Annotated in this window: 19 protein-coding genes; 13 read left to right on the top strand and 6 right to left on the bottom strand. The window is 65.5% G+C overall.

The genetic code is table 11. The features are described 5' to 3' along the window. Positions 1-241 precede the first annotated feature (241 nt). Positions 242-652 carry a hypothetical protein gene (locus LVJ94_15090; protein ID WXB08558.1) on the bottom strand — a complete coding sequence of 137 codons (411 nt, stop codon included), beginning with the start codon at positions 650-652 and terminating at the stop codon, positions 242-244. Positions 653-746: 94 nt separating this feature from the next. Between LVJ94_15090 and LVJ94_15085 the strand changes: the two genes are divergently transcribed. Further along, on the top strand, positions 747-1160 hold the full coding sequence (locus LVJ94_15085) for a VOC family protein (GenBank protein WXB08557.1): 414 nt from the start codon (positions 747-749) through the stop codon (positions 1158-1160). A 73-nt stretch (positions 1161-1233) separates the two neighbouring features. On the opposite strand, the gene LVJ94_15080 is transcribed toward LVJ94_15085, so the two are convergent. Beyond that, on the bottom strand, positions 1234-3576 hold the full coding sequence (locus LVJ94_15080; GenBank protein WXB08556.1) for a chitobiase/beta-hexosaminidase C-terminal domain-containing protein: 2343 nt from the start codon (positions 3574-3576) through the stop codon (positions 1234-1236). 180 nt (positions 3577-3756) lie between these two features. Then, positions 3757-4995: an MFS transporter gene (locus tag LVJ94_15075; GenBank protein ID WXB10717.1), complete on the bottom strand. Its 1239-nt coding sequence runs from the start codon at positions 4993-4995 to the stop codon at positions 3757-3759. 134 nt (positions 4996-5129) lie between these two features. Here LVJ94_15075 and LVJ94_15070 point away from each other — a divergent pair, with 134 nt between their 5' ends. Continuing rightward, positions 5130-5915: a helix-turn-helix transcriptional regulator gene (locus LVJ94_15070; protein ID WXB08555.1), complete on the top strand. Its 786-nt coding sequence runs from the start codon at positions 5130-5132 to the stop codon at positions 5913-5915. Positions 5916-5922: 7 nt separating this feature from the next. On the opposite strand, the gene LVJ94_15065 is transcribed toward LVJ94_15070, so the two are convergent. Continuing rightward, positions 5923-6357: a MarR family transcriptional regulator gene (locus tag LVJ94_15065; protein WXB08554.1), complete on the bottom strand. Its 435-nt coding sequence runs from the start codon at positions 6355-6357 to the stop codon at positions 5923-5925. 138 nt (positions 6358-6495) lie between these two features. Between LVJ94_15065 and LVJ94_15060 the strand changes: the two genes are divergently transcribed. Genes LVJ94_15060 through LVJ94_15050 form a run of 3 tightly spaced genes read left to right on the top strand, consistent with a single transcriptional unit; the run spans position 6496 to position 9474 of the window. After that, on the top strand, positions 6496-7263 hold the full coding sequence (locus tag LVJ94_15060; GenBank protein WXB08553.1) for an SDR family oxidoreductase: 768 nt from the start codon (positions 6496-6498) through the stop codon (positions 7261-7263). A 12-nt stretch (positions 7264-7275) separates the two neighbouring features. Beyond that, entirely contained in the window at positions 7276-8253 is a 978-nt protein-coding gene (locus tag LVJ94_15055) for a formylglycine-generating enzyme family protein (protein WXB08552.1), read from the top strand. A 39-nt stretch (positions 8254-8292) separates the two neighbouring features. Then, positions 8293-9474, top strand: a complete 1182-nt coding sequence (locus tag LVJ94_15050; GenBank protein WXB08551.1) for an aminotransferase class V-fold PLP-dependent enzyme — start codon at positions 8293-8295, stop codon at positions 9472-9474. 3 nt (positions 9475-9477) lie between these two features. Here LVJ94_15050 and LVJ94_15045 read toward each other — a convergent pair whose 3' ends face one another. Together LVJ94_15045 and LVJ94_15040 are read right to left on the bottom strand one after the other, a co-directional pair. After that, on the bottom strand, positions 9478-10020 hold the full coding sequence (locus LVJ94_15045) for a hypothetical protein (protein ID WXB08550.1): 543 nt from the start codon (positions 10018-10020) through the stop codon (positions 9478-9480). A gap of 145 nt (positions 10021-10165) precedes the next feature. After that, positions 10166-10933, bottom strand: a complete 768-nt coding sequence (locus LVJ94_15040) for a DNRLRE domain-containing protein (protein WXB08549.1) — start codon at positions 10931-10933, stop codon at positions 10166-10168. 41 nt (positions 10934-10974) lie between these two features. Here LVJ94_15040 and LVJ94_15035 point away from each other — a divergent pair, with 41 nt between their 5' ends. The 8 genes from LVJ94_15035 (at position 10975) to LVJ94_15000 (ending at position 19306) form a co-directional block, all read left to right on the top strand. Next, complete coding sequence (locus tag LVJ94_15035; protein WXB08548.1) at positions 10975-11994, top strand: ABC transporter ATP-binding protein; 1020 nt, start codon at positions 10975-10977, stop codon at positions 11992-11994. A gap of 89 nt (positions 11995-12083) precedes the next feature. Then, positions 12084-13043 carry an ATP-binding cassette domain-containing protein gene (locus LVJ94_15030; GenBank protein WXB10716.1) on the top strand — a complete coding sequence of 320 codons (960 nt, stop codon included), beginning with the start codon at positions 12084-12086 and terminating at the stop codon, positions 13041-13043. After that, the gene (locus LVJ94_15025; GenBank protein ID WXB08547.1) at positions 13040-13846 is read left to right on the top strand and encodes an enoyl-CoA hydratase-related protein; all 807 of its coding nucleotides are present in this window, start codon (positions 13040-13042) and stop codon (positions 13844-13846) included. Before LVJ94_15030 ends, LVJ94_15025 begins: the two co-directional genes overlap by 4 nt. Positions 13847-14105: 259 nt before the next feature. Next, entirely contained in the window at positions 14106-14657 is a 552-nt protein-coding gene (locus LVJ94_15020) for a hypothetical protein (GenBank protein WXB08546.1), read from the top strand. A 24-nt stretch (positions 14658-14681) separates the two neighbouring features. Then, positions 14682-15776 carry a pyruvate dehydrogenase (acetyl-transferring) E1 component subunit alpha gene (gene pdhA, locus LVJ94_15015; protein WXB08545.1) on the top strand — a complete coding sequence of 365 codons (1095 nt, stop codon included), beginning with the start codon at positions 14682-14684 and terminating at the stop codon, positions 15774-15776. 153 nt (positions 15777-15929) lie between these two features. Next, positions 15930-16919 carry a pyruvate dehydrogenase complex E1 component subunit beta gene (locus LVJ94_15010; GenBank protein WXB08544.1) on the top strand — a complete coding sequence of 330 codons (990 nt, stop codon included), beginning with the start codon at positions 15930-15932 and terminating at the stop codon, positions 16917-16919. A 16-nt stretch (positions 16920-16935) separates the two neighbouring features. Next, complete coding sequence (locus tag LVJ94_15005) at positions 16936-18351, top strand: pyruvate dehydrogenase complex dihydrolipoamide acetyltransferase (GenBank protein WXB08543.1); 1416 nt, start codon at positions 16936-16938, stop codon at positions 18349-18351. A 7-nt stretch (positions 18352-18358) separates the two neighbouring features. Further along, complete coding sequence (locus LVJ94_15000; GenBank protein WXB08542.1) at positions 18359-19306, top strand: formylglycine-generating enzyme family protein; 948 nt, start codon at positions 18359-18361, stop codon at positions 19304-19306. Position 19307: the final 1 nt, after the last annotated feature.

The following is a 19307-nucleotide window of genomic DNA, read 5'->3' as shown; positions in this document are numbered from 1 at the left end:
TCAATTTTTCTTGAAACGTGCCGCGCCTTCCGAGCCTTTCGTCGCATCGCCCGGGCCGTCATTCCATGGTGTGGCATCGTGCGCCAAGGATGGTCCTTGCTCTCGAGCGCGCGCACGAACGGCATCGCGGCCACAGATCCTTTCCGCGAGGCGGTGTTGATCAGGTAAACTCCGCGCTTCATCATCTGGGCGACGAGCTCGTCATTGAACGGGTGCTCCTCCACGAGCCAGGCGCGCGGTCTCAATGTGCGCTGCAGTCGACCGGGATGTAGATTTTGTCGCAGGGGCTCGTGATTCGGAACGAGAACGCGCCGGTGTACTCGCCGCACCATGCGCGAATGTCATCGTGGTAGCTCTGCCCAGGCTCGAGCCCGAGCACGATGGGCACCGTGTTGAAGCGATCGACTTTGTCGATGTCGACGGGGTATTCGCTACTGGCCTCGTTGATCCAATTCACGGTGAACGTGGAGCCGGCCGAGACACCGTACGAAGGCGGCGTGACACGGGTGCGGCAGCTGTTGCTCACGTTGATGTGCACATCGAGGACATCCGGCGAGAGCGCGCGGGGGCTCTCGGCGGAGCCGGATGAGGCGATGGCGAGTGCCGTGGCGACGACGGCGAGCGAGGAGACGAGACGCGGGTAAGAAGCCATGCAAGGTGGTACGCGAAATGGGCCATGGGCTTCCCGCAGACGCGGGGGCAAGACGACCTGTAGCGCACCGCGCGAAATTGGCGATGGGCTTCCCATGGCAGGAGCCCCTATGCTGCGCACCATGGGACGCATCCGGCTCGATCATGTGGTCATTCATGTCTCCGACTGGGAGCGCTCGAATGCGTTCTACCGAGACGTGCTCGATGCGGAGCTCATCGAGCGTCCCGTCGGGTGGATGTACCGAATCGGTGAGCAACAGTTGAACGTGCGCGGTGCCGGCCTTCATGGCGCCCCGGTCGCGCGCATTCCGGTGCCGCCGGGCGGCAGCGATATCTGCTTCGAGTGGGCGGGCCCCATCGAGGAAGCGCAAGAGCATCTGGTGCGCCACGGTGTTGCGGTGGAAGTGGGCCCCGTCGCGCGCTTCGGGTCCCGTGGGCACGGGACGAGCGTCTATTTCCGGGATCCGGACGGCTCGCTGCTCGAGTTCATCTCGTACCACGCGAAATAGGCCCAACGGCTAGAGCCGAAAGGGGGCCGACAAGGAGACCGGCAGCCGTGGACGCTTTTGCTTCCGTGGGGCGTCAGTTGCAGGTGCCGGTGCCGCGATTGTTTCGGATGTCGACCGTGCCCGTGTAGCCGCCGGACTTGAGTCGGTTGGCCAGGTTGGCGGGCTGGCACGTCGGCAGCGTCTGATTGTCGCTCATGGAGAAGCCGCCCCCGAGTTGCGCGAGTGCGGAGAGGCCATCGACGCTGACGAGGGGCCGATTGAAAGAGACCGTGAGGTTCCCCCCGATCGATGTGAGGGCCTCGAGGCCCGCCAAATTCGGAAGAGCGTTGCACTCGGAGATACGGAACGCCCCTCCCACCGACTCCAGGGAGCGAAGCCCCGAGAGGCTTCCCAAACGAGCATTGCGGGTAAGGTCAACTTCGCCACCGACCTTGGTCAGTGCTTTGAGGCTCCCGATATCGGTGAGCTCGCTGTTGTCCTGAAGAGAAATGCCGAAGCCAGGACTGGTGAGTGTCGTCAGCTTTTCTAGTCCACGCAGGCTTTGGAGCATCGTGTCGATGATGCGGAGAGAGCCCGCGGACCTCAGATTCTCGAGGCCGCTCAGATCGACGAGATCCGTCGTTTTCGACACGGAGAGGCCAGCGTCGATCGTCGTCAGGTGCTCGAGTCCCTTCAGGTTCGCGAATCCGAGCGCGCCGGATAGCAACAAGGACTGAACGTGATTCACGTTGCGAAAGCCCTGGAGCGATGTCAACGCGGGCGCGTTGAAAATCGAAATGTGCCCGTGGATCGTCTCCAAGCTCGCAAAATCCAATTCTACGAGGGTATTTGCGTACGAGACAGAAACGTTCCCTTTGATCGCGGTAAGGTTCGGAAACGCCAAGAAATGCAGTGGCGTGTGGTCGGCGCCCACACTGAAATCGCCCCCCACTTCGCGCACGTTGGGGAACCCTGTCACGCGTTCGAGCACGGCGTTGCCCTCGAATCTCACGTCCCCCCCAATCGTGGTCAACGCGGGCATGCCCGCGAACTCGGTCAGAGAGTCGCACTTAACCATGTCGAAGCGCCCTCGAATCTCCCTCAGGGCAGCAAAGCCGGTAATGCGCTTGAGCGCCGGCTCTTCGAGCTCGAAGCCTCCTAGGCTGACGAGCGTTCCGGGCTCGTTCCATTCCAGGATGGCGTTACCGCTAACCGTGAAAACAGCTCCGACAGTCTGCAGGGATGAGAAGCCATCGAGGCTCCGAAGGCCCGAATTGAACATGATCGCGAAGTCGCCGTCGACTGCAGTCAATGCCTCGAGACCGTGCAGGGAACGCAAGGTGGGTGCGCTCGTCCGGACGTACACATTGCCGGCGCGCTTCAGGCGGCTCAGCGGCGCCAGATCGCTCACGTCCTCGGCAACGATGTTCAATGTGCCGATAATCTCCGTGCAACGCGACAGCGCTTCGAGCTGGGTGTGGTTGGTGACGTAGAAATAACCGACACATGTCTCCCCCCAATAGGTCATCGTGACGACTTCACTGACCGCGTAGCCCGCTTTGCAAGTGAGCGCTTGCACCGTGGTATCGGTCACGAATGCGGGGATCGTCCCTTTTCCGGGAAAGCTCGGCGTGCTCGTGCAATCCGGAGTGGTTCCGTCGGTCGTATAATGAATCTCGCCCCCCTTGGTGCCAGTGGCCAGGTTTACCGGGACCGGATGCGATGGATCGTACGCCCCCGGTAACGGGTCGAAGGTCGGCTTTTCCGCCGTCAGCGTGTAGTCGGCGTGGATCTCCGTGGCGTCGTGCAGGCCGCTTTTGCAAGCAGTTGCGCGGATCCGCGTGGCCGTCTTGGAGACCGGAACCGGCGAACCATCGGAGGCCGTACCCGAGGTGCACCGTGCTTCCGTCGAGCATGCGGGCGCCGAATCATCGAGCGTGTAACAAATGGTTGCGCCGGGCGTGGCGCTGCTCAGCGTTACCGAAACGTCGTTCGAATAGTTGCCCGCATTGGGCTCGAATTGCACGGGCGCGACCGTGTTGGGGCGAATTTCGATGGTGTATGTGGCCGTTCGGACCTGCGAATCGGGCGACCCAGACTTGCGAGCGATCGCGTTCAGGGTCGTCGTTGTCGCAATGGTGAGCGGAGCCGTGTACACCGCCGACGTCGCGCCGGGTGGGCTTCCATCCATAGTGTAGTGGATGGTTGCCCCCGCCGTGGCGGTCGAGAGCGTCACGTACTGCGGCGCGTCGAACGTGCCCTGGCCCGGCTGAAACTCCGGTGTGGCCACCGCATCCTGCGGCGGACTCGCATCCTGCGGCGGCCCCGCATCCGGTTGTTGCGACGAACTCGCGTCCTCCTCGCACCCCATGAGGCCCACGGACGCGGTCACCATCATGATCGCGACGGCGATCATTTCCAAGCTACGCCAAGCCATCGTTTGCTCCCTAAGTTTGTTAAGTTCGCTGGAGACTCCTTCCAGATTCCGTCATGGAAGTCGAGCGCCACCCAAGACGAATGCGCGCCGCCCGGAAGAATGCGGCTGCGCGCACGAGGTCACACCTCACGAGTCGCGACGTCGCGACCCCGGCAACAGCCTCAGGGAGCGTTGCCCCAGCTAACGATGTTTCTTTTCCAAATTAGGCAACAATCCCGTGAGAAGGCCGATGAGCGGCAGGAAGGAGCAAACCCGGTAGACGAAGGTGATGCTCGTCATGTCGGCCAATTGGCCCAGGACGGCGGCGCCGACGCCGCCCATGCCGAAGGCGAAACCGAAGAAGAGGCCGGCCACGGTGCCCGTTTTGCCGGGCATCAGTTCTTGCGCGTACACCACGATGGCGGGGAATGCCGACGCCAGAATGATGCCGATGGGAACGGTGAGGATGCCCACCCAGAAGAGATTCGCGTAAGGCAAAATCAGCGTGAAGGGGAGCACGCCCAGAATGGACGCCCAAATGATGTACTTGCGCCCAAAACGATCCCCCAGCGGCCCGCCCACGATGGTCCCCAAGGCCACGGCGCCCGCGAAAAAGAACAAATGCATCTGCGCGGCGCGCACCGATACGTGGAATTGGCTAATCAGATAAAAGGTGTAATAGCTGGTGATGCTCGCCATATAGAAGAATTTGGAAAAGATGAGGGCGAGCAACACCAAGATGGCATACGTTACCTTGCGCGGCGGCAGCGGTTGGCTCGCCGCGGCGACCACCTTGCGGGGGGCCATGCCGCGGCCTTTGTACCAATGCCCCACTTGAGTCAAAAGGAACATGCCCAGCAAGGCGCAAACGGAAAACCAGGCCACCGCCGAGCGGCCGCGCGGAAAGATGATCACCGCAGCGAGCAGCGGCCCAATGGCCGAGCCCACGTTGCCACCCACTTGAAAGACCGATTGCGCGAGGCCATATCGGCCGCCCGACGCCATGCGCGCCACACGCGAGGACTCCGGGTGAAACACCGACGAGCCGGTGCCGAGAAGCGATGCCGCCAAGAGGAGCAGGCCATATTGATTGACCATCGCCAGCATCAACAGCCCTGAAAGGCTAAAGCCCATACCGATGGCGAGCGAATACGGTTTGGGATGTCGGTCCGTATACGATCCGACCAACGGTTGAAGAAGCGACGCCGTCAGCTGGTACGTGAACGTAAGCAAACCGATCTGGCCGAAGCTGAGATCGTACGAGTCCTTCAACATCGGATAGATCGCCGGCAACAGCGACTGCATCATGTCGTTGAGCAGATGGCAGAAGCTGATGGCGGACAGAACGGTGAACGCGGTCTTCTCGGCCGACGTCTTGGGAGCAACGGCATCGACTGCACTGGCGGCGGCTGCTGGCTCGGGCAGCGCCGTCTCGGCGATTTCGTTCATTGGCTCACTCGTACCAGGGGCTTTCCTGATGGGCGCCTGCTTGGCAAAACCCCCGCGAGCACCAACATACCGTGTCGCATGGGCTTTGCCGGCGAGCGTGGGTCAACTGATATCGCGAGTGGGCCATGAGGAATACGACCTACGTCGAGGCGTTCGACACGCTTCCCCAGGCGGTCATCGCGATTGGCAACGACTACCCCGCCCATCACGTGGTGAAGCCGCACTCGCACCGGCGCTCGCAACTCCTCTATAGCGCCTCGGGCGCCATGATGGTCACCACCGAGCATGGCGCCTGGGTCGTTCCCCCCGAGCGGGCCGTATGGCTGCCCGCTGGGGAAGTTCACAGCGTGCAGATGAGTCTTGGCCCGCTGCGCACGAGCAGCATCTTTCTCTCGCCGGAGGCGAGCGCGGGCCTGCCGAACACGTGCCAGGTTCTGGGCATGCTGCCGCTGATGCGCAGCCTGCTCCTCGAGGCCATCGACGTGCCCCTCGCACACGATCCCGGCGGGCGCGATGGCTTGCTCATGGCCCTGATGCTCCACGAGATCCGGCGCCTCCCCGCCGTGCTCCCGCCCCAGCTCCCCTTCCCGCGCGATGCGCGCCTCGCGCGCACCTGCAGCCGGTTGCTCGAGCAGCCCACACCGCACGATACGATCGACGGCGTGCGCACCGAGCTCGGAATGAGCCGCCGTGCCTTCACGCGCCTCTTTCGCGCGGAAACAGGAATGAGCTTCGCCGCGTGGAAGCAGCAGGCCTGCCTCTTTGCCGCGCTCCCCCGCCTTGCGCGCGGCGAGCCCGTCACCACCGTGGCGATCGAGCTGGGCTACGACAGCCCCGCCGCATTCACCAGCATGTTCCGCCGCATCCTGGGCGCGCCGCCCAGTCGCTACTTCGGGAGGAGCGACAGCTAGGCCATCTTTACTCGTACGGTGCCTCCAGGTTGGCGCGCACGCGAAGCGACAACGCGCGCAGCGTCTGGCGCTCCTCTTCGGAGAGCCCCGCCAGGGCGCGGGCCTCCATGTCCGCCCAGACCTGCATCACCGGATCGCGCAACCGCTTCGCGCGGGGCGTCAGATGAACGCGCGACACGCGGGCGTCGTCCGGATCGCGGCGGCGCGTGACCAGGCCTTCCTTCTCGAGCCGGCCGATGGCTTTGGTCACCGTCGGTGGCTCCACGCCGAGCCGCGCGATGAGCTCCGACTGCGAAAGACCGTCCTTCTCCCAGAGCAGCCGCAAAAGCATGTCCTGGCCGAGCTGGAGACCAAGCTCGGCGAGACGCGGTGCGCTGCGCCGAAAGTGCGCTTTCATGGCGCGGATCATCGCGAAGGTCACCTGCTCTTCCAACGGAATCATGTCGGAGCTTACTTTCAGGATGGGATGCCGCTTCCGTCAAGTCGAAGCCTTGACGATCCCGGACCGCGGAACTACTTAGCCGGCTACATATCAAGCGTGCGGCCGGGGTGCTGCACGCTGCGGGAAAGGAGCGTCCGCATGGATCTAGGACTCAGCGAGCGCGTTGCGCTCGTTACCGGAAGCTCGCAGGGCATTGGCCGCGCGACGGCCGAGCTCTTTGCGCGCGAGGGGGCACGCGTGGCGGTGACGTACCGTCGCTACGAAGACAAGGCCGTGGCCGTGGCACGGGCCATTCGCGCCATCGGAGGGGAGGCCCTCGTCGTTCCGCTCGATCTCGCCTCGGGGGAATCGGTGCGCGCCGCCGTCGATGCGGTGCTCGCCGAATGGGGCCGGGTCGACGTCCTCGTCAACAATGCCGTCGAGTGGGGTTCGCGCAAGCCGGGCGATCTTCCGCCCTTCGAAGACGTGCCCGCGGCGTACTGGCACGACGTCTTCCGCTCGAACTCGGAGGGACACTTCGTGGCGATCCAGGCCGTCCTGCCCTCGATGCGCAAACGGCGTTGGGGGCGCATCGTCAATGTCTCGTCGGGCCTCGCCCTTCATGGCATCCCAGGCTCCGGCTTCTACTCGGCGGCCAAATCCTCGCTGCATGGATTGACGCGGGCGCTCTATCGGGAGCTCGCCCCCGACGGGATCCTGACCAACGTCGTCATGGCCGGCGCCACCAAGACGGACCATATGCAGAGCGTCATCCCGGCGGCCGTGATGGAGCACATTGCGAAAAACTCGCCCATTGGGCGCCTGGCCGAGCCGGAGGAGGTGGCGCGGGCCATCGTCTTCATCGGGTCGGCGGCCAACACGATGATCAACGGCGAAATCGTCCTCGCCAGCGGCGGGCACATGTAGCAACTTAAGCAGATGTTCCCACGGCGTATCGGGATCGCGGCCGCCCTCGTGGTCTTTCTCGGCGCCGCGTTCTCCGAGCTGCATGCGGCCACGCCGGAGGACGCGCCACCTGCCTCGCGCGAGCAAGTGCGCACGGCGCTGGCCGCGCTGGCGCCGGCCTTCACGGTGAAGACGCGCCGCACGCGGGCGGGGGCGCCGGGGACCATCGAGAACGTCATCGCGCGGTTCGCACCGGGGAAGTTTCACCCCGTCGAAGACGGCCGGCTCCCGCCACCGCGCCCCTCGCTGGCGTGCCCCGTCGAGATGGCGCCGGTGGCGGATCGCTTTTGCGTCGACCGGTACGAGGGCTCCCTTTTCGAGCGCACCATCGATGGCTCGATGCAGGCGCACCCGCACTACGAGATTCCGGAAGCCGGACACGTGTACATTGCACGCAGCCTGCCCGGGGTCATTCCGCAGGCTTACATCAGCGGCGCACAAGCGGCCGCGGCCTGCGAGGCTGCCGGCAAGCGATTGTGCCAACCCGTCGAGTGGCGCGCGGCCTGCGGAGGCAGCCAGGGCTACGCTTTTCCCTATGGCGCCACACGCAAGCCGGGTGCATGCCACGACCGCGGCGCGGCGCCCATGCTCGTCTTTCACGCCGAGGAAATGAAACGCGGATGGTTCCTCACGGAGCTCAACGACCCGCGGTTGAACCAGCTCGACGACACGGTGGGCAAGACGGGCAGCTTCCCGGCGTGCGTCAGCGACTACGGCATCTACGACATGGTCGGAAACCTTCACGAGTGGACGGCCGACCCGAATGGCACCTTTCAAGGCGGCTACTGGCTCGACATCGAGCAGCACGGTACGGGCTGCGCTTACCGCACCATCGCCCACGGATTCACCTATCACGACTACTCGACGGGCTTTCGCTGCTGCTCCGATGGCGGGCCTGAACTGGTCGGGGTTAGCAGTCCGGGATCCGGAGTGAGGACATCCACTCCCTAACCCCTAACCCCTACACCTTATCCCCTCTATACTCGGCCCATGTCCGAACGACCGCTGTTGATGATTCCCGGGCCCATCGAGATCTCCGACGCGGTACGCGAAGCCGTCAGCGGTCCTCCGCCCGGCCATCTCGCGCCGCCCGTCATCGCAGCCTTTGGTCACGCGCTTCGCCGCATGCGCGAGGTTTGGCTCTCGGGTCCTTCGAGCCAGCCGCTCATCGTGTCGGGAAGCGGCACGCTGGCCATGGAGATTGCGGTCTTCAACGTGCTTCAACCCGGCGATCGCGCGCTGGTCGTGCACACGGGGTACTTCTCGGCGCGCATGGCGGACATGCTCAAGCGACGATCCGTCGAGGTGACCGTCGTCGCGGCGCCCTTCGGTGAAGCGCCGGCATCGGCCGAGGTGGCGGCCTCCCTGGCCCGCGCGGCGGAGGCGAAGCTGCCGTTCAAGGCCGTCTTCGTGACCCATGTCGACACGTCCACCGGCGTGCGCGCCGATGCGGAGACGCTCGTTGGACTCGCGAAAAACCATGGCGCGCTCTCCATCGTCGATGGCGTCTGCGCCACCGCGGCGGAACGCTTCGACATGGCCGGGTGGGGCGCGGACGTCTACCTCACCGCCTCGCAAAAGGCCATCGGCCTGCCGCCGGGCCTCGCGCTGCTCGTCTTCAGCGAGCGCGCCCTCGAAGCGCGGGCCCGCCTCACGCACGCGCCGCCGCTGTCGATGGACCTCGATTCATGGCTGCCCATCATGCGCGCGTACGAGGCAGGCCAGCCGAGCTACTTCGCCACGCCGGCCACGCCGCTCATCATGGCGCTGTCCGTGGGCCTCGGGGAAATCCTCTCCGATCCGAAAGGGATGGCCGGCCGCTTCGCCCTGCACGAGCGTGCTGCGCGCGCGATGCGTGCTGCGTGGGCCTCGCTGGGCCTCACCTTGGTGCCGGCGCGGGAGGAGATCACCGCGAACACGCTCAGTGCGATTCGCTACCCCGACGGGGTCGACGTGTCGGCGATTCCGCGCGTCCTCGCGAACGGCGCCATCATCGCGGGCGGGCTCGATCCCGACAACAAAGCCAAGTACTTCCGCGTGGGCCACATGGGTTACTCCGCCACGCAGCCCGCGCACCTCCTTCGAACGATCCGCGCCGTTGCGCTGGGGATCGGTCGCTCCGCGGACGATGCAAAGGCCGCGGAGCGTGCAGCGGAGGCGGTGTTGACCTGACGGCTACTTGACGGCGACGGAGGCCGAGATCTCCTGCGCCTCGATCTGGCAGTCCTTCTCGGAGCACACGCTCATCTTGTAGTTGCCCGAGACGGTCACGTTGCCCTTCGCGGTCGGCTTGAATTTGACCCGCAAGGTGGCGATCTTCTCGCCGTCGATCTTGAAGTCGCCCGCGTTCTTCGAGAACACGTTCTTGCCCGCCGCGTCGGTGCCCTGAAACTCGATGCCCGCGAAGTCCGCCGCCTTGAACTTGTACGGGTACTCCTTGTTGACGTGGTAGCCGCCCGCCGCCTCGAGACGCAGGACCACGACACAGGTCGCGCCGGCTTTGCAGTCGCCTTCCGGCGTGGCGTCGAGCTTGAAGTTCTTGCCTTCGATGTGGTTGCCGGCGGCGACCTGTTCGACGGGCGCTTTCTCGGTGGTCTTGTTGGCCTGCGCGGGGGCGGCTTCGCTGTCCTTGCTGCAGCCGGTTGCGATGGCCAGCACGGCCACCGCACCCATCGCCACACCGCCAAGCGCCATCCTGAGGGAGGGAGCGTGTTTCATGGTTCTTGCGCTTAGCTTTGTCACTTCTCGTCGCATCGGCATACCTTTCTTAACCGCTAACAATGCATCGGCTTGGTCGCGGCGTCGACCGCTCCGATCGGGCTCGGCGATTCGACGGCGGCGCGTCAAGTCCATTCAACCGGACTTAGCGGGCTGGCTCGGGCGCCAAATATAGCTCGAGCCTGGGTGCGGACGCTGGGTCCGCATCCGGGTTGCCCGCCGCGCTCCCAGCTGCGCTCCCAGCTGAAGCCAGGGCAAACGCCATTCCCACTTCGGTCGAGTTGTCCGCCATGATGACGATGCCCTGATCCCGCCCATCCCGCGAACGCCAGCGCTGCACGATGTCACGAACGTCGACCCGCACCACCCGGCGCGCAGCCGGCACCACGCGCGTGGCCGGCGATCCGCCCGACGAGGCGTCCTCGAACCGCGGTTGGAACTGCCACGAGATGGAGCGCGGATCCCAAGGCGACACCACCCGCGCCGCGTGGAGAACGAGGGGCGTCGGATCGGGCTGCACCGCCAGGGAGCGGTCCAAAAGGACGTAAGCCTCCAAAATGGCCGTGTCCTTGGCGACCGCGGGCGGAACGGCGAAACGCAGGTACAGGCGCGAATCCCCGCCCGCCGAGCGGCCCAGGGTGAAAATCGGCGGAAGAGCGCCATCGGTGGCGCCCCTGCCCCGCTCCACGTAGCCGATGGCCACCGGGTCGAGAACCAGGCGCCGCACCTCCTTCTTCTGAATGAGCGGCACGCCGGCCGAATCCTGGCACCGCCCCACGACGCACGATTGCCGCGCGCCGCATTCGCTCGAGGCCACGCACATGCGCGGCCGGGCAACGCACCCGGGCAAAAGCGCGAGAAGAAGCACGAGAAACAGAGACACGAGGCAAAGCAGGCAAGCCCGAAGCTTCATCGTTGGGCCAAGACGTATCACGAGGTAGAGTCGCCCGGATCATGGCGCTTTCCACGCCCCCTTTGCTTCGCGTACGCGATCTCGTGACGAGCTTTCGAACCGAGCACGGGTCGGTCCGGGCGGTGGACGGCGTCTCCTTCGACATTGGCCCGGGCCAAACCGTGGGCGTCGTCGGCGAAAGCGGCTGCGGCAAAAGCGTGACGGCGCTGTCGCTCTTGCGGCTCATCCCGTCGCCCCCGGGAACCATCGAGTCCGGCTCCATCGAGCTGCGAGGCATGGATCTCCTTCGCCTGACCGAGCGCGAAATGCGCGACGTGCGCGGCAACGAGATCTCCATGGTCTTCCAGGAGCCGATGACCAGCCTGAACCCCGTTTACACGGTGGGCGCGCAAATCGTCGAGGCGATCCTGCTGCATCAAAAGGTCTCGCGCCGCGAGGCCTACGACGCCACCCGCGAGCTGCTGCGCCACGTGGGCATCTCGTCGCCGGACACCAACGTCGACGCGTACCCGCACCAACTCTCGGGCGGGATGCGCCAGCGCGTGATGATCGCCATGGCGCTCGCCTGCCGTCCTGCCCTTCTCATCGCGGACGAACCGACGACGGCGCTCGACGTCACCATTCAGGCCCAGATCCTCGAATTGATTCACCAGCTCCAGGGCGAGCTCGGGATGAGCATCCTGCTCATCACGCACGACTTGGGGGTCATTGCGGAATACACGGAACACGTCATCGTCATGTACGCGGGGCGCATCGTGGAGAGCGGGCCAGTGCGCCACGTGCTCGGCCGCCCGCGGCATCCGTACACGCATGGACTGATGGCGAGCGTTCCGCGCCTTGCGGCACGCAAGGGCCCGCGCGACAAACAGGCGCGGCTCGTGCGCCTGCCGACCATCGAGGGGATGGTGCCGGACCTGCGTCACCTGCCCAGCGGGTGCCGCTTCGCCGATCGCTGCAAGCTGGTCATCGACGCCTGCCACGAGAAAGATCCGGACCTTCTCCCGGTCGACGGTGAGGACCAATTCGCGCGGTGCATCCGCTGGCAGGAGGTCGGGGCGTGACCACCACCACGAACGTCGAAACCGAAGAAAAAAGCGAGAACACGCCGCGCACCTTGGTGGCGACGGAAAAGCTCACCAAGTATTTCCCGGTGCGCAGCGGCCTGCTCGCGCGCAAGACGGAGCTGCTGCGCGCCGTCGACGGAGTCTCCCTCCGCGTACGGCGCGGCGAGACGATGGGGCTCGTCGGCGAGAGCGGGTGCGGCAAAAGCACGCTCGGCCGCCTCATTCTGCGCCTCATCGAGCCGACCTACGGACGCGTCGTCTACGACGGGCGCGACGTCGGGCGTTACACGGCGGCGGAGATGCGGCCGCTCCGGCGCAAGATGCAGATCATCTTCCAGGATCCGTATTCGAGCTTGAACCCGCGCATGACGGTGCACGACATCGTCGCGGAGGCGATCCGCATCCACAAATTGGCGGCCTCGCGCTCCGACGAGACCCACATGGTCGTGGACCTGCTCAAAAAGGTGGGCCTGCGCCCCGACGTGCTCCGGCGCTACCCGCACGAGTTTTCCGGTGGGCAGCGGCAGCGCATCGGCATTGCACGCGCGCTGGCCGTGCAGCCCGAGTTCATCGTGTGCGACGAGCCAATCAGCGCGCTCGACGTGTCGATCCAGGCGCAGATCATCAACCTGCTCATGGAGCTCCAAGAGGAGCTCGGCCTCTCGTACCTCTTCATCTCGCACGATCTCCGCGTGGTCGAGCACGTGAGCCACCGCGTGTCGGTCATGTACCTGGGCAAGATCGTCGAACAGGGACCGGCCGACCAGGTCTACGAGAACGCGCTGCACCCGTACACCAATGCGCTGCTCGCCGCCGTGCCGGATCCGGATCCCGAGAAGAAGCGCCTGCGCCTGGTGCTCGAAGGCGACGTCCCCTCGCCCATCGCCCCGCCCGAGGGCTGCTCCTTCCATCCGCGTTGCCCGCGCATCCTTCGCGGGACCTGCGACAAAGAGATCCCTCCGCTCGACGAACTCACGCCAGGCAGCGGGCATCGCGTGGCGTGTTGGAACCCGGCGTCAGGTGAAAGGGCGGCAAAATCCTCATGAGCCCAAAAGTCCTCACCGAGGTGATCGATCGCGTCTTCGTCATCACCCTTGCGCGACCGGAGAAACGCAACTGCGTCGATGGTGAAACGGCCGCGTTGCTCACCGCCGCATGGAAACGCTTTCGCGACGACGAAGCGCTCTGGGTCGCCGTCCTTACCGGCAGCGGTGAAGAAGCGTTTTGCGCGGGGGCGGATCTCACGGCGATCGCCGAGCTCGGGCCTGGCCTCGACGCGTCGCCGTCGAAGATGCGGCAATTCATTGCGCACGGCGAGGGATACCTCGGCTACACGCGGCAGACGGACATCTACAAGCCGATCCTCTGCGCCATCAATGGCCACGCCCTCGCCGGAGGGCTCGAGCTCGCGTGCCTTGGCGACATCCGCATCGTCGAGGAGCACGCGGAAATGGGGGTCGCCTGCCGCCGATTCAATGTGCCGCTGGTCGACGGCGGAACGCAGCGGCTGCCACGCATCGTGGGCATGGGCCGCGCGATGGAGCTTATTTTGACGGGGCGGTTCGTTAAGTCGGACGAAGCGCTCCGTATCGGGCTCGCCAACGAGATCGTACCACGCGGCGCGTCACGTGCGCGGACCATTGAACTCGCGCAACGACTCTGCGAGCTTCCACAGGGAGCGATGCGGTCCGACAAGCAGGCCGCGCTCATGGGATGGGGGCGGCCGCTCGAAGAGGGGCTGCGCATCGAGGCCGAGCTAGGGCAGTATGCGATTCGAAGCCGCGACATCATCGAGGGTGCTCTATCGTTCGCGCAAAAGCGAAAACCGAGCTTCACGCAAGACGATTAGAACGACAGGGAGAAAATACGGCATGCAACGGCGTGGGAGGGCGAAACGAGACGGGTCTGCGAAACGAGCGTGGGCTTCGGGATTTCTCGCCCTGCACTTGGTGTTTCTCTCCGTTTCGAGTGCCTATGCACAAGTAAGTACTACCCCGCAAACGGGTCCCGGGGCTCCGCCTCCCGCAGCGCCACCGCAGTCGGGCGGTGTCACATGGTCCGGTCCGGCAGCCGGCACCGATGTCGTCTACCTGAAAGACGGTCAGCAGGTGCGCGGCACATTGACGGAGCTGCGCATTGGCGAGTCGGCCGTCATTCGATTGGCGCAGGGACCGAGTGCGACCATTCGATGGGACGGTATTGCGCGCATCGAGCGAAACGGACAGCCCATTCCCCTTGATGCCCAAACGTGGAAAGCCCAGCAAAGCGCGCCGTTGGCGCCAGCCCTGGCGCCGGAAACCATGCCCTATGATTCGGATAAGCCGATCCCAACCGGATACCACTTGGAAACAAAACCGCGTCTAGGACCGCTGATCTCGGGCTCGATCCTCTCCGGCATCGGGCTCTTCGGCATCGTGGCCGTGGAATCGAGCAGTGCGCAGCGAGACACTAAAACAGCGTTTGACGTGGTATGGGGACTGTTGTTCTTCGGTCCTGGCTTGCCACTTTTGCTCGTCGGACTACTTTCGCCAAAGAAGTATCTACGTCACGACGCCGCGGCCTTATGGAATCTTCCATCTCCGAGTAAACCACCGTTGTACGTCGGTTTTGGCCCCACGAAAGATGGGGGCGGACTACTCACCATTGGTCGGCAATTTTAGCCGCCCCCTAACATCATCCGACACATGGCCCAAACAAACTCCCACACCCATCCCGTTCAATCCGTCGAATCCGCACCGCCTCGCGATGTGCCTGGAGCCAAGGATGGCACCGGTGGCAGCGGTCGCGTCCCCACCCCGAAAGCGGGTCCTGGAGCGGGCATCGAACACCTGGTTGCCTTGTACCGGCAGATGTTCCTCATCCGCCGCATCGAGGAAGAAGCCGCGCGCGCCTACGCGCAAGGCAAGATCGGTGGATTCCTCCACCTGTACATCGGGCAAGAGGCGGTCGGCGTGGGGGCCATGGCGGCACTCCAGCCCGACGACTACGTCATCACGACGTACCGCGATCACGGCATCGCGCTGGCGAAGGGCATGAGCCCGAACGCGCTCATGGCGGAGCTCTGGGGCAAGGGCACCGGTTGCTCGAAGGGCCTCGGCGGCTCGATGCACATGTTCGACAAAGCGACGAACATGCTCGGCGGCTACGGCATCGTCGGCGGTCACATCCCGCTCGCTGCGGGCGTGGCCTTCGCATCGAAGTACCGCGACGACAAGCGCGTCACCCTCTGCTTCTTCGGTGAGGGCGCCGTGTCCATCGCCGGCTTCCACGAGGGCGTCTCGCTGGCGGCGCTCTGGAAGCTGCCCATCGTCTTCATCTGTGAGAACAACGAGTACTCGATGGGTACCCCGATGTCGCGCACGATGAGCGTGGAGGACGTGACCACGAAGGCCGTGGGCTACGGCATCCCGAGCGATCGCTTCTTCGCCGACGACGTGCTCGAAGTCGAAGAGCGCATTCGCCAAGCGGTCGACCGCGCACGCGAAACGTCGATGCCGACGTTGGTGGAGATTCGCACCTACCGCTTCCGCGGCCACTCGATGAGCGATCCGGCGAAGTACCGCACCGCCGCCGAGCTCGAAGATCGCAAGAAGAAGGACCCCGTCCTGCGCACGCGCGCCAAGCTGCTGAGCGAGGGCTACGAAGAGAAGCGCATCGCGGCGTTGGAGGCCGAGGTGGAGGAAGAGGTGATGGCCGCGGTGAAGTTCGCCGAGGAGAGCCCCGAGCCGGATCCGTCGCTGCTCGAAGCAACGACGTACGACGGTCCCTTCGCGACGTAGTCAAGTCGTGGGGGGCTCCGCCACCCCACACCCCCGCGGAAGGTCGTGGGGGGCTCCGCCGCCCCACACCCCCGCGGAAGGTCGTGGGTCATGGGGGGCTCCGCCGCCCCACACCCCCAAAGAACTTTAGGCACGTACGGAACGAGAAACAGCATGGCCCGGAACATTCGATTTCGAGAAGCGCTTCGTGAAGCAATGATCGAGGAGATGGAGCGCGACGATCGCGTTTTCCTCATGGGAGAAGAAGTGGGGCACTACCAGGGTGCCTACAAAGTCTCCGAGGGGATGCTCGACAAGTTCGGCGACAAGCGCGTCATCGACACACCGATTGCCGAGGGCGGCTTCGCCGGCATTGGCATCGGCGCCGCCATGGTGGGGCTGCGCCCCATCGTGGAGTTCATGACGTGGAACTTCTCCGCCGTGGCGTTCGACCAGATCTTGAACAACGCCGCCAAGCTGCGGCAGATGTCGGGCGGGCAATTCAACTGCCCCATCGTCTTCCGCGGGCCGAACGCCAGCGCGAAGCAAGTGGGCAGCCAGCATAGCCATGCGATGGAGCACTTCTACGCGACCATCCCCGGCTTGAAGGTGATCGCGCCGGCGTATCCGGCGGACGCGAAAGGCCTGATGAAGGCGGCCATCCGCGACGACAACCCGGTGCTGGTGATGGAGTCGGAGACGCTCTACTCGGTCAAGGGCGACGTGCCCGACGACCAGGACGCGATCGCGCTCGGCAAGGCGAACGTGGTGCGCCAGGGCAAGGACGTGACCTTGGTCGCGTACTCGCGCATGACGCACGTCGCGATGGACGCGGCGGCGGCGCTCGAGAAGGAAGGCATCTCGGCGGAAGTCGTCGATCTGCGTTCGCTGCGTCCCCTCGACGAGGACACGATCGTCGACTCGGTGGAGAAGACCCACCGCTGCGTGGTCGTGCACGAAGGATTCCCCTACGGCGGCGTGGGCGCCGAGGTGGCCGATCGCATTCAGCGGCTGGCGTTCGACTCGCTGGATGCTCCGGTGTTGCGCGTGGCCACCCTCGACGTGGGCATGCCGTACAACGCCAAACTGGAACAACATTGCATTCCGCAGCCCGACCGCGTCATCGCGGCGGCGAAGCGCGTGCTCTACCGCGGGCAGGCCTGAGGAGACTGAGGAGATCATGGCCAAAATTCTCGATATGCCGAAGCTCTCCCCGACCATGGAGGAAGGGGTCCTCACCGCGTGGCACAAGAAAGAGGGCGACGAGGTCAACGTCGACGATCTGCTCGCCGAGGTGGAAACCGACAAGGCCACGATGGAGTTTCGCGCCTTCGACAAGGGCGTATTGCTGAAGCTCCTCGTCGCTGACGGCGCCGAAGTGAAGCTCGGCCAGCCGGTGGCAATTCTCGGCAAGGCCGGTGAAGACGTCGCGGCGTTGGTCGCGCAGGCTGGTGGTGGCGCTGGAGCGAGTGCACCGGCTGCGGCCGCGGCCCCCGCGCCGGCGGCAGAGAAGCCGGCCGCGCCCCCGCCGGCCGCAGCCGCCACCGTCGAAGCACCGCAACAGGCACAAGCGGCGCCGCCGGCCGCGCCCCGCGAAAAGGGGTCGCTGTTGGACCGCACCGAGCGCGAAGGCAACGGCCGCAGCCGGGCGCACGCACCGCAGGGCCGCATCTTCGCCTCGCCGTACGTCCGCCGCGCCGCACGTGAGCGGGGGATCGATCTTCAAGGTGCGCAGGGCTCCGGCCCCGGCGGCCGCGTGGTCGCGCAGGATCTGGATTCGCTGGCTTCGAGCCGTCCGACTGCGGCGCCCCAAGGCGCCAACGGCCATGCGGTGCATGCCCCCGCAGGGCCTGCAGGACCCGGGGCATCGGGTTACGCGGAGCCGGAGGTGCGGCCGCTCTCGATGATGCGCAAGACCATTGCGCGGCGCCTCTCCGAGTCGAAGAAGAACGTCCCGCACTTCTATCTGACCATCGACGTCGACGTCGAAAAGCTGGTCGCCTTCCGCGAGCAGATCAACGCGGAGCTCGAGGCGGCCGCCAAGAAGGCGAAGACCGAGGAGAAGCCCGCGAAGGTCAGCGTGAACGACCTTCTCGTCAAGGCCTGCGCCGTTGCCCTCGCGCGCGTGCCCGAGTGCAATGCGCAGTTCACCCCCGAGGCCATCCTGGTCCACAAGCGCATCGACATCTCGGTCGCCGTGGCGGTGCCGGAAGGACTCGTCACGCCGGTGGTGCGCAACGCGGACCAGAAGAGCGTCGTGGCCATCGGCAGCGAGGTCCGCGAGCTCGCGGGCCGCGCCAAGGCCAAGAAGCTCAAGGCCGAAGAGATGCAGGACGGCACGTTCTCCATCTCGAACCTGGGCATGTTCGGCATCGACAACTTCGCGGCCGTCATCAACCCGCCCGAGGGCGCGATCCTCGCCGTGGGCAAGGTGCGCGAGGAGCCGGTGGTTCGCGATGGGCAGGTCGTCGCCGGCAAGAAGCTCGCGATGACGCTCTCCTGCGATCACCGCGTGGTCGACGGCGCCGTGGGCGCGGCCTTCTTGGCCGAGCTGCGAAGCCTGCTCGAGCACCCGATGCGCATCGTCACGGGGTAACATCCCGGTGTTCAAGGTCGGCGCCGCACTCGCGTTTCCCATGGTCATCGGGGTGCTGGCGCCCCGCCGGCCCGACACGCCGGTGCGTCCGGAAACCTGGTGGGGCGGGCTCGATGGCGCCGCCCGCTCCGCCCCCGCCGTCGGCGTGCAAGCCCTTCGCACGCCACCGCCCGATCGCGTGCGCCTGCCCGGCGGCATCTTCGTCATGGGCTCGCTCTGGTTCGACCTGACGCGGGCCCTGCAAATGTGCCGCAAGGAAATCTGGCGCGCCGAGTGCGACAGCATCCAGCTGCAGCGAACCTTCCGCGCCGAGCTCCCCGCGCACCAGGTCACTCTCTCGGCCTTCGAAATCGATCGCACGGAGGTCTCCGTCGGTGCCTACCAGCGCTGCGTCTCGGCGGGCGTCTGCGCACCGGCGGGCTTTCCACCGGGCGATGCGCGCTTCGATCGCCCCGAGCTGCCGGTCACCTTCGTGCGCTGGGAAGACGCCACGGCGTATTGCGAATGGGCGGGCGGAAGGCTCCCCACCGAGGCCGAGTGGGAATTCGCCGCACGCGGCACCATGGGCCGCCCTTTCCCCTGGGGCTCGTTCTACAACGCCCACCTCAGCAACCACGGAGCCTTCGCCCCGGACGAAACCGATGCCACCGACGGGTACACCGGCCTCGCCCCCGTCGATGCCCTGCCCGACGGCGCCACCCCCGAGGGCGTGCTGAACATGAGCGGCAATGCATCCGAATGGGTGCACGATCTCTTCGAGGACGACGAGAACGGCTTCGGCTATTCGCCCATGCCGCAGACCAACCCCAAGGGCTCGAAGAACGGCACCTACCACGTCGTGCGCGGCGGATCGTACCAACATGGGGCCGCATGGATGCGCGCCACGTACCGCACGTACAGCTTTTTGGGCCGCGGGCCGCACATCGGCTTTCGTTGCGCTAAGGATCCTCGGTAAC

Source organism: Sorangiineae bacterium MSr11367 (assembly GCA_037157805.1).
GTDB classification, from domain to species: domain Bacteria; phylum Myxococcota_A; class Polyangia; order Polyangiales; family Polyangiaceae; genus Pendulispora; species Pendulispora rubella.
This window is presented reverse-complemented; position numbering and strand designations above follow the sequence as displayed.

Bases quoted from the DNA above. Each gene is read 5' to 3' on its own strand.
- LVJ94_15060 (WXB08553.1), top strand. From the start codon at position 6,496: ATGGATCTAGGACTCAGCGAGCGCGTTGCGCTCGTTACCGGAAGCTCG.
- LVJ94_15090 (WXB08558.1), bottom strand. From the start codon at position 652: ATGGCTTCTTACCCGCGTCTCGTCTCCTCGCTCGCCGTCGTCGCCACG.
- LVJ94_15010 (WXB08544.1), top strand. From the start codon at position 15,930: ATGGCCCGGAACATTCGATTTCGAGAAGCGCTTCGTGAAGCAATGATC.
- LVJ94_15065 (WXB08554.1), bottom strand. From the start codon at position 6,357: ATGATTCCGTTGGAAGAGCAGGTGACCTTCGCGATGATCCGCGCCATG.
- LVJ94_15055 (WXB08552.1), top strand. From the start codon at position 7,276: ATGTTCCCACGGCGTATCGGGATCGCGGCCGCCCTCGTGGTCTTTCTC.
- LVJ94_15040 (WXB08549.1), bottom strand. From the start codon at position 10,933: ATGAAGCTTCGGGCTTGCCTGCTTTGCCTCGTGTCTCTGTTTCTCGTG.
- LVJ94_15025 (WXB08547.1), top strand. From the start codon at position 13,040: ATGAGCCCAAAAGTCCTCACCGAGGTGATCGATCGCGTCTTCGTCATC.
- LVJ94_15005 (WXB08543.1), top strand. From the start codon at position 16,936: ATGGCCAAAATTCTCGATATGCCGAAGCTCTCCCCGACCATGGAGGAA.
- LVJ94_15085 (WXB08557.1), top strand. From the start codon at position 747: ATGGCAGGAGCCCCTATGCTGCGCACCATGGGACGCATCCGGCTCGAT.
- LVJ94_15035 (WXB08548.1), top strand. From the start codon at position 10,975: ATGGCGCTTTCCACGCCCCCTTTGCTTCGCGTACGCGATCTCGTGACG.
- LVJ94_15070 (WXB08555.1), top strand. From the start codon at position 5,130: ATGAGGAATACGACCTACGTCGAGGCGTTCGACACGCTTCCCCAGGCG.
- LVJ94_15045 (WXB08550.1), bottom strand. From the start codon at position 10,020: ATGAAACACGCTCCCTCCCTCAGGATGGCGCTTGGCGGTGTGGCGATG.
- LVJ94_15050 (WXB08551.1), top strand. From the start codon at position 8,293: ATGTCCGAACGACCGCTGTTGATGATTCCCGGGCCCATCGAGATCTCC.
- pdhA (WXB08545.1), top strand. From the start codon at position 14,682: ATGGCCCAAACAAACTCCCACACCCATCCCGTTCAATCCGTCGAATCC.
- LVJ94_15080 (WXB08556.1), bottom strand. From the start codon at position 3,576: ATGGCTTGGCGTAGCTTGGAAATGATCGCCGTCGCGATCATGATGGTG.